Origin of the sequence: Alicyclobacillus sendaiensis NBRC 100866 (genome assembly GCF_001552675.1) — a bacterium.
GTDB classification, from domain to species: domain Bacteria; phylum Bacillota; class Bacilli; order Alicyclobacillales; family Alicyclobacillaceae; genus Alicyclobacillus; species Alicyclobacillus sendaiensis.
This window is the reverse complement of record NZ_BCRQ01000081.1, coordinates 1-9,344: the sequence shown is the minus strand read 5'-3', so window position 1 is coordinate 9,344 and position 9,344 is coordinate 1. Positions and strand designations below refer to the sequence as shown.

17 protein-coding genes are annotated in these 9,344 nt (G+C 52.0%); 10 read left to right on the top strand and 7 right to left on the bottom strand.

Annotation, left to right across the window (positions count from 1 at the left end; all coding sequences use genetic code 11):
• Positions 1 to 23 precede the first annotated feature (23 nt).
• From AS26_RS14035 to AS26_RS12535, 3 genes are read right to left on the bottom strand one after another with little or no spacing between them, the layout of a single operon-like run.
• Positions 24 to 1,451, bottom strand: a complete 1,428-nt coding sequence (locus AS26_RS14035) for a recombinase family protein (RefSeq protein WP_083516106.1) — start codon at positions 1,449 to 1,451, stop codon at positions 24 to 26.
• A gap of 11 nt (positions 1,452 to 1,462) precedes the next feature.
• Positions 1,463 to 1,906, bottom strand: a complete 444-nt coding sequence (locus AS26_RS14030; RefSeq protein WP_083516105.1) for an ImmA/IrrE family metallo-endopeptidase — start codon at positions 1,904 to 1,906, stop codon at positions 1,463 to 1,465.
• 6 nt (positions 1,907 to 1,912) lie between these two features.
• The gene (locus AS26_RS12535; protein WP_245629768.1) at positions 1,913 to 2,404 is read right to left on the bottom strand and encodes a helix-turn-helix domain-containing protein; all 492 of its coding nucleotides are present in this window, start codon (positions 2,402 to 2,404) and stop codon (positions 1,913 to 1,915) included.
• A 129-nt stretch (positions 2,405 to 2,533) separates the two neighbouring features.
• Between AS26_RS12535 and AS26_RS14885 the strand changes: the two genes are divergently transcribed.
• Positions 2,534 to 2,758 carry a helix-turn-helix transcriptional regulator gene (locus tag AS26_RS14885; RefSeq protein WP_306303052.1) on the top strand — a complete coding sequence of 75 codons (225 nt, stop codon included), beginning with the start codon at positions 2,534 to 2,536 and terminating at the stop codon, positions 2,756 to 2,758.
• A 371-nt stretch (positions 2,759 to 3,129) separates the two neighbouring features.
• Positions 3,130 to 3,366, top strand: coding sequence for a helix-turn-helix domain-containing protein (locus AS26_RS12530; protein ID WP_062310163.1), 237 nt, complete (start codon positions 3,130 to 3,132; stop codon positions 3,364 to 3,366).
• Between the two features lie 54 nt (positions 3,367 to 3,420).
• On the opposite strand, the gene AS26_RS12525 is transcribed toward AS26_RS12530, so the two are convergent.
• Entirely contained in the window at positions 3,421 to 3,672 is a 252-nt protein-coding gene (locus tag AS26_RS12525) for a helix-turn-helix domain-containing protein (protein WP_245629767.1), read from the bottom strand.
• A gap of 56 nt (positions 3,673 to 3,728) precedes the next feature.
• Here AS26_RS12525 and AS26_RS12520 point away from each other — a divergent pair, with 56 nt between their 5' ends.
• Positions 3,729 to 3,977 carry a helix-turn-helix transcriptional regulator gene (locus tag AS26_RS12520; protein ID WP_245629766.1) on the top strand — a complete coding sequence of 83 codons (249 nt, stop codon included), beginning with the start codon at positions 3,729 to 3,731 and terminating at the stop codon, positions 3,975 to 3,977.
• 5 nt (positions 3,978 to 3,982) lie between these two features.
• On the opposite strand, the gene AS26_RS14020 is transcribed toward AS26_RS12520, so the two are convergent.
• Entirely contained in the window at positions 3,983 to 4,234 is a 252-nt protein-coding gene (locus AS26_RS14020) for a helix-turn-helix domain-containing protein (protein ID WP_083516103.1), read from the bottom strand.
• An 89-nt stretch (positions 4,235 to 4,323) separates the two neighbouring features.
• Here AS26_RS14020 and AS26_RS14015 point away from each other — a divergent pair, with 89 nt between their 5' ends.
• A complete protein-coding gene (locus AS26_RS14015) occupies positions 4,324 to 4,560 on the top strand; it encodes a helix-turn-helix transcriptional regulator (RefSeq protein WP_083516102.1) in 237 nt (78 codons plus the stop codon).
• A 15-nt stretch (positions 4,561 to 4,575) separates the two neighbouring features.
• Here AS26_RS14015 and AS26_RS12515 read toward each other — a convergent pair whose 3' ends face one another.
• Positions 4,576 to 4,935 carry a hypothetical protein gene (locus AS26_RS12515; protein WP_245629765.1) on the bottom strand — a complete coding sequence of 120 codons (360 nt, stop codon included), beginning with the start codon at positions 4,933 to 4,935 and terminating at the stop codon, positions 4,576 to 4,578.
• 8 nt (positions 4,936 to 4,943) lie between these two features.
• Positions 4,944 to 5,162, bottom strand: a complete 219-nt coding sequence (locus tag AS26_RS14010) for a helix-turn-helix domain-containing protein (RefSeq protein WP_012809895.1) — start codon at positions 5,160 to 5,162, stop codon at positions 4,944 to 4,946.
• Between the two features lie 99 nt (positions 5,163 to 5,261).
• Between AS26_RS14010 and AS26_RS14005 the strand changes: the two genes are divergently transcribed.
• The 6 genes from AS26_RS14005 to AS26_RS12495 all read left to right on the top strand — a co-directional run bounded on the left by AS26_RS14005 (position 5,262) and on the right by AS26_RS12495 (position 8,942).
• Positions 5,262 to 5,501, top strand: a complete 240-nt coding sequence (locus AS26_RS14005; RefSeq protein ID WP_083516101.1) for a helix-turn-helix transcriptional regulator — start codon at positions 5,262 to 5,264, stop codon at positions 5,499 to 5,501.
• Complete coding sequence (locus AS26_RS14335) at positions 5,485 to 5,655, top strand: hypothetical protein (protein ID WP_157068508.1); 171 nt, start codon at positions 5,485 to 5,487, stop codon at positions 5,653 to 5,655. Before AS26_RS14005 ends, AS26_RS14335 begins: the two co-directional genes overlap by 17 nt.
• Positions 5,656 to 5,757: 102 nt before the next feature.
• On the top strand, positions 5,758 to 5,991 hold the full coding sequence (locus tag AS26_RS12510) for a hypothetical protein (protein WP_062310123.1): 234 nt from the start codon (positions 5,758 to 5,760) through the stop codon (positions 5,989 to 5,991).
• Between the two features lie 82 nt (positions 5,992 to 6,073).
• Complete coding sequence (locus tag AS26_RS12505; RefSeq protein WP_083516100.1) at positions 6,074 to 7,000, top strand: RecB family exonuclease; 927 nt, start codon at positions 6,074 to 6,076, stop codon at positions 6,998 to 7,000.
• 36 nt (positions 7,001 to 7,036) lie between these two features.
• Positions 7,037 to 7,855, top strand: coding sequence for a hypothetical protein (locus AS26_RS12500; RefSeq protein WP_062310116.1), 819 nt, complete (start codon positions 7,037 to 7,039; stop codon positions 7,853 to 7,855).
• A 463-nt stretch (positions 7,856 to 8,318) separates the two neighbouring features.
• Positions 8,319 to 8,942: a hypothetical protein gene (locus tag AS26_RS12495; protein WP_062310111.1), complete on the top strand. Its 624-nt coding sequence runs from the start codon at positions 8,319 to 8,321 to the stop codon at positions 8,940 to 8,942.
• Positions 8,943 to 9,344: the final 402 nt, after the last annotated feature.

Below are 9,344 nucleotides of genomic sequence, written 5' to 3'. Positions count from 1 at the left end.
GCGAATCACCGAGAAGATGAAAACTAGACATTCCAATGGATGATCGGCGGTTGTCCCTTTCGAGGGATCTCAATATACGAAATCGCGGCACGTAAGACATTTCTCTTTTCGTCAAAGGTCATGTAATCCCAAGCCTCTTCAATAAGTTTTGCAGCGTTGAACACACGTTGCGGTTGTGTATCTTTCACAAGTGTGTCTTGCAATTCTTCAATTTGGGTCTGTAATCTTTTTCTTTCTTCTTCGAGATTCTTAATCCGATCTCGCAACTGCGTAGCATCTATCGTCCCCTCTTCAAAGGCCTCGTACCATCTATTCAACTTATGCTCTACATCTGATAGGTTTTTCTTTAAATCCCGAAGTGTATCTTCGGTTTCGTCAGAATTGGTTTCCATACTGGCGATTTGCCGTTCAAATTCTTCTGCATCCAACCTTGCTATTCGTTTCACCTGTTCGATTACCCATGACTCCAACTCTTCACGATTGCGATAACCGACGGTGCAAGCTTGTTTCGGAGCCCTTCTTGGTACCTTTTTAGGGCGTTGGTGTTGAGATCTGCATCCATACAAGTAATATACATACGGTCCCTTTTTGCGAATCACGTGTATGAAGGAACTTCCGCATTCTGCGCACCGCAAAAGACCGGACAACAAGTATTCGCCTTTAGGAGTAAAGCCTTCACGTCTTCGAACCATTTCCTGTTGTACTTGTTCCCACAATTCGCGTTCGATGATGGGTGGAGCGATTTCTGTACTTCTCAGACTTCCATATGGCATAACACCCGTATACGTTTCTCTGGTCAACATGTCTCGAATCCTTGCATGATCCCAATAACGGGCGGATGTCTGTGATTCGATCCAATCAGACAAATCACTGAGACTGTATCCTTGAAGATATTTTTTATACACTTCTCTTACAAGAAAGGCTTCATGAGGTGACACTTCAAATTTTCCTGTTTGAGAATTATAGACGTAGCCAAAAGGAATTCTCCCGCCGGAAAATTTTCCTGATTTCACACGAAGTTTTTGTCCAGTAGATAGGCGTTCAATGATGGTGTCCCGCTCAAGTTGCGCGAATACCGCGAGAATACCTAACATCGCTTTGCCGAGTGGCGTACTAGTGTCAAAGGGTTCTGTGGCGCTCTTGAACACTACGTTGTTCTTATCAAAGACGTCTTCGAGTAGATACAACACGTCGCGTTGTCTTCTGCTCAACCTATCAAGCTTGTACACGATCACAGTATCGATCTTTTTTTCTTTAATGTGTTTAATGAGCCTCTGTAGCGCCGGCCGATCCATGTTCGTACCAGTGTATCCGTCGTCTATGTAGAGCCGATATTGATCCCATCCTTGTGATTTGCAAAAAGCAATCAATCGTTCTTTCTGATTGTCGATAGAGAATCCATGCTCAGCTTGTTCGTCTGTCGATACCCTACAGTACAAAGCCACCGTCATGAAAAGCACCTCTATGCTGAGTAGCGCATCAATTTTAATCTTACTTCCATAATTTCGACAGTGACATTGAAATAATCGGCCAATTCATCGATAGTCATATTTTCAAGATGACGTGGGTCAATGTCGCCATCAGGAATTAAAAAGCGCGCAGCCCATCTCAGTGCGCGAAATTCGTCACGGCTCAATGTGAGTCTATCTGCGTAACAGGCGAATGGACGATAGCATAAGTAAAATGGCACAGTAAAATAATGCCCGAGTTCTTCAGCAAGAACACACCTGTACAGGACTTGGGAGCGTTCGATGCGAGGATTCAAGACAATAAAGGGTTTTTTACGAATATGTTCGTAAAAGTAAATTCCATTTATCTTTCTGTTTCTGAAGTCTAAATATTCCCAATCTAAAACGATCCCTTCCCTTTTCGCAATGGCATACATTTCGTTTAGTTTATCGTCCATTACAACTCACCGATTCTGCCGATCTTGGCTGGCCCGCTCATCGTATCGACGAATGACACGACTCATGATCTCCTCAAAGTGGTGAATAAGTTCTTCGTCTCCGTGCGCGTACAATGCTTTTTCCATATTCGCTGCAATTTCTCTCACGTCATATTCTACTACAGACTGTTCTTCTTTGGATCTTAGGTATTCCGCAAAATCAGCGACCTCTTGCTGCTTTTCGACTGACATTTGAGATAGCGCTTCCAATGTTCTTTTAGCCTCATTGGTCAAGCTGTTAACATCCGAAACATTGGGCTTCCCCAATACGAGAAAGTCGATGCTTACATCAAAGAAATCCGCTAATTTCTTCAGGGTCTCAATGTCCGGTTCTCTTGTTCCCTGCTCATAGTTAGCGATCTGGCCGCGTGTCATTTTGAGTTGTTCTGCCAAAGCGTATTGACTTAAACCTTTTGACCGACGTAACTGTGCCAAGCGTTCACCAAACGTCATCATCATTCATCACCTGTCCTCAGTATACGTAGAAACATTCCGTTTCAAATTGATAGACACAAAAAGTTTCAATACCACTTGACAGACACGAAACGTTTCGTATACCATGTGTGTCAACAGAAACGTTATGTGTCTATGAGGTGTAGAACCATGTCGGGAGTAAGAACCAAATTGATTGAAGCTAGGGGTGATAAGCCAAGAAGCTTAGTGGCGCGGGAACTCGGCATTACGCCGCAAGCATTAGGAATGATTGAACGCGGCCAACGTACCCCGCGATTTTCGCTTATGCAAAAAATTGCTGACTATTACGGAAAAAGTGTCGATGAATTATTTCGGGAGGAACACAGTACGTGTCCATGAGACCAGCACACTTGTCTGTCATCCACCTCGCTTACGAAAGCGAACAAGCCGTTCGCTCATATCGTGCTACTGAGGTGAGGCTGGTGGATCAAATCACTTTAAGCCGAGAGGCCACCCGTATCATTGTTCAAATTTGCTTAGCCGCATTGATGCGAAAAGAACGATCGAAGCAGAAAGAAGATGTGGCCTAATCACGCGAGCGGCGGCATGAAACCGCCGCGCATGGTGGACAACCCCACCGCCCGCCTTGGGAATGGCGGGGCGAGGCGTCAGGGTGGGGAAGAGGAGTTCACAGTTGACAGAATACAAGCGAAGAGCTGAATCTACAATATCTAGGAATATTCCTAAAGGAGGTGATCGGCACGGAGGCGATGTGGCTCGGACAAGCCCTGCGCATGCTGAGGATGGAGGCCGGCGTCACGCAGGAGTATGTAGCGTACTGCGCTCGGACAACGCAGGCGCAGATCGCCCGAGTGGAGCTCGGTACACGGCAGCCGACGCTGTGTGTGCTGAGGGGCTACGCGCGGGCGACGGGGGATCCCGAGGCGGTGCTGAGGATTTGCGAAGCGGCGATCTTTGGGACGGAAGAAGAGCTCAAGAGCGCGTGATTGCCGACGAATTTCGTCGACAAATGGGTGGCTTCAACCCGTTGGCGTCGTGTCCTACGACTCACGTTCAGGTGACGACGAGCTGCGACGCGGTGGCGTGGGGTCGTCGGTGAGACCGACGAGGTAGTCCACGGAAACGCCAAGGTACTTGGCTAAATCGACGAGCAACGACATTGTGGGCTCGCGTTCGTTCGACTCGTATCGCTGCCATGTGCGGACAGATATGCCGAGTGCCTTTGCTACATCGGTTTGTTTGAGGTTTCTGGCCTTTCGAATTTCAAACATGCGCGCTCCAAAGTCGAACAAGAAACTCAGCTCCTATTTACATGACCGAACGGTCGTGTTAGGATGCAGACAGAAACATGACCGAATGGTCATGTAAGTACGAGGTGACGGTGGTGATGGAACTCAAGCAAGTCCTGCAAGAAGCTCGGCGGAAGAAGGGTCTAACGCAACAACAGGTGGCGGACATGCTGGACGTGACCTTGCGGACGTACCAGCGTTACGAGAGCGGCACACGCCGCATGTCTTTGGAGACCGCCGTCTTGCTGTCCGAAATCCTCGGCGTCGACGTTCGCGACCTGGCACAACGCCAGTCGAGAAGCGCTTGACCGGACTACGAACCCGGCTCATGCGACGACGAGTTGCGCTTCGGCGGCGTTGGGTCGTCGGTGCGGCCGACGAGGTAGTCCAGGCTGACGTTGAAGAAGTCGGCGAGAGCTATCAATTGATCAATAGTTGGCTCACGGTCACTACTTTCGTAAAAACGTAGTGCTCGCTCCGTGACACCAAGGTGTGCAGATAACTCTCGTTGTGACACTCCACTCTCACGCCTGAGATGGCGGAGTCGTTGTCCAAAAAGCGACATACAAATATCAGCCCTTGACAGGTACAATTCGTACCGATATACTGAAGGCAAGCAGGAACAAAACGTACCGATAAGGTGGTGACTGACTTGTGCGCGAGCGGCTTCGGCAAGCTCGAATACAACGCGGCATGACGCAGGCCGAAGCGGCCCGCATGCTGGGAATGACGGAACGAGGATACCGTCATCTGGAACACGGAACTCGGAACCCAAGTCACGACACTGTGCATCGAGTTTACGAAGTGTTCGGCCTCACTTACGAAGATTTGATGTACAACGTACCTTCGAAAACCAGAGTGAGGCGGCAAATCAAGGATCACATTGCGTAAACGTACCTTGACAACTCAATCCGCAAACGGATCGTCATCCTCCGGCCGCGGGTCCACCCACTGACCACGAGGATAAGGCCTGAACTCCTCGGGCAGGTCGCTCCAACGCAGCACCGACAGCGACCAACGGCGTTCGGTGTCGCGCAGGACCAGCATGGTGGGTGAGACCTCGACGAGCATGGCGGACTCGACGAAGAACGCGCCGCCGTCCAGCGCGATGAGGCCGCCTTCTTTGTGGCGGGAGACACGGTGGATCGTGGTGTCGAGCACAAAGCTCGATTTGCCGCCGCACATGAGCGTCATGCGGACGGGCACCCCGACAAAGCGTTCGATGATCTCGTCGGCGCGGTCGCGGGTTTCGGGCAAGGGGATCACTCCCTAAATCATTTTCGTTCTGGATTCTCTGAGCGACCAACAAGATAGTCCAAACTCACATCAAAGAAATCAGCAATGGCAATTAGAGTTTCAACTGTTGGATCTTTCTTTCCGGTTATGTAGTACTGCACCATGCGTTCAGAGACGCCGAGTGCCTGTGCAAACGACCGACGCGTGGTTCCCGTTCGGTCGAGTAATTCGGTCAGTCGCTGAGAAAAAAGAGTCATAACCTCCTCCAAAAGAGGGTTGACAGGAACCGGTGGTTCTAACTATACTAAAAGCAAGTTAGAACTAATGGTTCTAACCCAGAAGGTTGGTGATGTGAGGTGTTGTACTCTCGACTTCGCGAGGCGCGAATTGCTAGAAACATGAAGCCTTCCGACGTAGCCAAAGCAGTTGGAATCACAGAACGAGCCTATAGGTACATCGAAGCGGGCGAGAGAGTCCCATCGCTAGAAACCGCGATCAAGTTGGAACAAGTTCTTGGAATTCCGCCTCGTGAACTGTTAGTTCAAAGCAATTCTACATCGGAACCAGGGAGTGAACAAGGTGAGCACACGGCCTGACTGGACAACGGCGATGATCGCCGACCTGACGACCATGATAGATGCCATGCAGCGATACGACGCGAAGTACAACGACCCGGCAGTTGATCAGGCGATTCGGACGCTTGGATGGAACGTGAAGCAGTTGATGGAGGTCGAGTGGCATGCAGTATGAGCTGATCCTTGATCGCCTTTGCGACGCCGACCGGAACGACCCGGACCGCGCACGGTACACCATCGCGGACCTTGAAGCGTTGTGCCAGGAGGTTGAAGTGGCATGACTTATGACCAGTGGAAGCTGATGACGCCCGAAGAAGACGCGGTGCTTTGGGGGCTCGGCGAAGACGAAGCTGGCGACGAAGACGAAGTGCTGGAGTGCGAGTGCTGCGGAGATCCACTTGATGAGGACACGGCGATTCAGGATGGTTCTTCGTGGTTCTGTCCGGAATGCTGGGAGTCGATGGAGATCATCGAGGAAGACGAAGCAGAGATGCAAAAAGAGACCGCCTGATAGGAACAGGCAGCAAATCAAATGGCACCACAAATGATAGCACGGAGTTTATGGGCTGACAAGGGGAAGGGAGCGAAAAGGTGTGGAAATCCTCACTCATTCGCGCATCGCCATGAGGCAGGTTTGCCCACAAAAGGAATATTACCACTATGTGGAACGTCTCCGTCCGCGCGAGGTCGCTTGGGCGCTGTCGATCGGAACGGCTTGGCACCAAGCGCTTGAGGAGTGGCAAAAGGGTTCGAACGAGGACGAAGCGGTTGCGGCGGGACTGGCGACGCTGGACTGGATCCGGCCTGAAAACGACGAAGAGGCGTACAAGCTTCAACTTGAACGGATCCGTACAGAGGTCATGATCCGGTTCGCGATTCGACACTTCCGGCCGCGGAATCTAGTTGCCGTCGAACGTGAGTTTCAACTTCCGATCGTCAATCCAGCCACCAGGCGCAAGTCGAGAAAATACTTGCTCGGTGGAAAAATCGACGGGGTTTGCGAGGATGAACAAGGAAAGTTATGGATTCTTGAGAACAAGACCACGGCTTCCATCGAACAGTTCAAGCAAAGCTACGGTATGTCCCAGCAATTAACATTGTACGTCTACGCTGCTTCGCGGATCTTCGACAGGCCAATTGCAGGGGCAATCGTGAGAGCTGTTCAGAAGAGCCGCATGGAACCCAAGCGTCGTAATGGCGAGGTGGTAGAAACCTGGGAAGACTTTCGAGACCGTCTGCTGGCGGAGTATGAGGCGAATCCAGCCAAGTATTTGAGTGAGGATGAGGTGCTGAGGAGTTCGGAGCAGGTCAAACAGTTTGAAGCTGAGTTGTGGATGGAGTGCTTGGAACGCAATTGGCAAGCGCGTTCCGGAGTAATTCGTCACAACACGAGCAATTGCCATCAATACGGTGGTTGCCCGTTCCTTCCACTTTGCCTAGGTGTGGAAGGTGCACGAGAGTCAATGTTCTTCGTTTCATCGCAATCGCACGATGAATTGAGTCTCACCGAAACAGCGTAACAACGAACCATCGAATTCAAGGAGGACTGATGAACAATGACCACGCTGGCACAGTACGATCCGAATCTGCTTCAGAAGCTTGGATTGACGGTCGAGCAAGCGCAGGAACTCGAACAAAACGGGTTCACATTGGAAGAGTACGCACAGCTTCAAGAGGAAGCCGCTCAGCTTGAAGCGGAAGCCGAGGTTGTGCCGATTAGATACAGGATTGTAGGGACGGCTGCTGCCTTCCAGAACGAGGCAACTGGTGAAATTGTGCAAAAACTCCAAGTAAAAATTCCCTTCTTCCACACAACAAGGGTTTTGTTTCCGCCGCAAACGGAAGGAGAAGGCTCGCTGCCACTTTGCAGTTCTCATGACGGGCGAGTCGGAAAATATCTAGACGAGAACGGAATCACTTGCTTCCGAATGTGCCAATCTTGTCCGTATAACGCTTTTGGTACAGATCCAAATGGAGGAAGAGGAAAAGCGTGTAAGACGCTTCGTAGAATCTACATTTTGGAAAGAGAAAGTTTGGTTCCGGCTGTCCTCAACCTACCGCCTTCGTCTCACAAGGCGTGGGATCGATTTGTCAGTGCCATTCGATTCAAGGGTCAGTTGGTATCGAGCTATCTGATTGAACTGTCGTTGGAAATCAAACGAAACGGTCCGATGACTTGGTCCCAGCTCACCGCACCGAAGATTATTCGAGAACTGTCGCCGCTTGAGAAGGTGCAGGTTCTGAAGATCGGCAAGGAACTTGAGGCGAAGCATCGGTCGATCTCGGTTGAAATCTCGGATTACTTGGCAGTGGACGGTGTTTCCGACGCACAACCGAGTGCGACGGAAGAAACCGTTCAGGCTGCGCAGGCGTAAGCGCGGAGGATTCGCCTCCGCGCCGAATCCCCGAACTTTCGGGGGTTCGGTGGGGCGGCGAATGAGTCGCTCCTGTTTCAGGGCAAGCCTAGGCATGGTCTGGTCTGGCAAGGTTCGGCTTGGCCAGGCAAGGCTTGGTACGGTCTGGCAGGGCAAGGCATGGGCGCTTCCCCGAACTGTGCGCGGATTGCCCTGGTAGCAGTCCAAAACAGTTCGGGACCATATCCACCCATTCTCTAAGACGGGTGGAGAACTCATTGCGGTTGGGCGAGGTCAGGCTTGGCGTGGCTCGGTGCGGTCTGGTAAGGCTTGGTCGGGCGGGGTCAGGCACGGTGAGGCTTGGCATGGCCGCTTTCCGGTGAGCGCTGGGCACCGCGGTAGTGTCCGAAATCACCGGGCACAACAAAAGAGCGGCGTTCACGCGCCGCTCCCACTCAAACTCAAGTGAAAGGGTGAGTCGTGAATGTCCGTCGCCAACACCATTATAGGCTACACGGTGGACAGTGACAATGTTCGTTTCGTGACGCCGTATCGGACGGCGGTGCGATTGCGGGGAGCATCCCCTATCCTGTTCCATCGATGGGACTGTGAAGACGTGGAAGCGAAGGCTCAGGCCGCGAAGGGCAGCGCGATGAAGAAGACGGACAACTGGGAAGCGTACCTTTATCGCAACGAAGACGGCGAAATCTGCATCCCCGGCGTCTACCTGCATCAAGCGCTCGTGAATGCGGCGAAGTTCAAGCAGGATCCTCGCTCGCCAAGAAAGTCAATGTCAGATCTATCCAAGGCTGCGTTTATCGTGACACCATGGCTGGCTTCAACAGGAAAAACACAGCCGGACTTCCTTGATCGTCGACGCGTTCTGGTCCAACGAGCGGGAATTACCAGAGTTCGCCCGGCACTGCTACCGGGATGGGAAGTCGAGTTTCAGATCGAATGCTTATTGCCAGAATATATTAGCCCAGACCTGCTCTACGACCTACTGGTTCAAGCGGGAAGGTTGGTAGGGATTGGAGATTATCGACCAATGTTTGGAAGATTCCAGGTGGTTGAATTCAAAATTTTAGAAGACGAAGATGGCGAATGAATACCAAGTACCTGCGGAGGCTTCGCTTCCGCGCCGCGCCACTAAAACGAGAGTTTGGAGGCGCGGCGGGGCGGCGAAGGTCGCCTCCAGCATATCGCTTGGGCTTTGGCTAGGCTTGGCCCGCCGGGGTGGGGCGTGGCTTGGTCTGGCACGGTGCGGTTCGGTAGGCCGCGGCATGGTGTGGCCGCTTCGCCCGTTGTGCGCTGCGCACCTTGGTAGTGCGCGAAAACAGCGGGCACCACAGCCCACCGCTGGGTGGGCAACCTCCCTTTGTCAGCCCTAGAGACTGCGCAGGGCATGCCCCTGCGCGGGGCGCCTGGGACTGAGCGGTGCGTTGATCAAGGATCTCGCGCAGCTTGGACTCGGGCGCCGCGCGGAGGGGCGGGCCTCTAACAAACTCCG

Excerpts from the sequence above, each read along its gene's own strand:
- AS26_RS14030 (WP_083516105.1), bottom strand. The coding sequence starts at position 1,906 with ATGGACGATAAACTAAACGAAATGTATGCCATTGCGAAAAGGGAAGGG.
- AS26_RS14010 (WP_012809895.1), bottom strand. The coding sequence starts at position 5,162 with ATGACTCTTTTTTCTCAGCGACTGACCGAATTACTCGACCGAACGGGA.
- AS26_RS12530 (WP_062310163.1), top strand. The coding sequence starts at position 3,130 with ATGTGGCTCGGACAAGCCCTGCGCATGCTGAGGATGGAGGCCGGCGTC.
- AS26_RS14020 (WP_083516103.1), bottom strand. The coding sequence starts at position 4,234 with ATGTCGCTTTTTGGACAACGACTCCGCCATCTCAGGCGTGAGAGTGGA.
- AS26_RS14035 (WP_083516106.1), bottom strand. The coding sequence starts at position 1,451 with ATGACGGTGGCTTTGTACTGTAGGGTATCGACAGACGAACAAGCTGAG.
- AS26_RS12535 (WP_245629768.1), bottom strand. The coding sequence starts at position 2,404 with ATGATGATGACGTTTGGTGAACGCTTGGCACAGTTACGTCGGTCAAAA.
- AS26_RS12510 (WP_062310123.1), top strand. The coding sequence starts at position 5,758 with ATGACTTATGACCAGTGGAAGCTGATGACGCCCGAAGAAGACGCGGTG.
- AS26_RS12500 (WP_062310116.1), top strand. The coding sequence starts at position 7,037 with ATGACCACGCTGGCACAGTACGATCCGAATCTGCTTCAGAAGCTTGGA.
- AS26_RS12520 (WP_245629766.1), top strand. The coding sequence starts at position 3,729 with ATGACCGAATGGTCATGTAAGTACGAGGTGACGGTGGTGATGGAACTC.
- AS26_RS12495 (WP_062310111.1), top strand. The coding sequence starts at position 8,319 with ATGTCCGTCGCCAACACCATTATAGGCTACACGGTGGACAGTGACAAT.
- AS26_RS14885 (WP_306303052.1), top strand. The coding sequence starts at position 2,534 with ATGAGGTGTAGAACCATGTCGGGAGTAAGAACCAAATTGATTGAAGCT.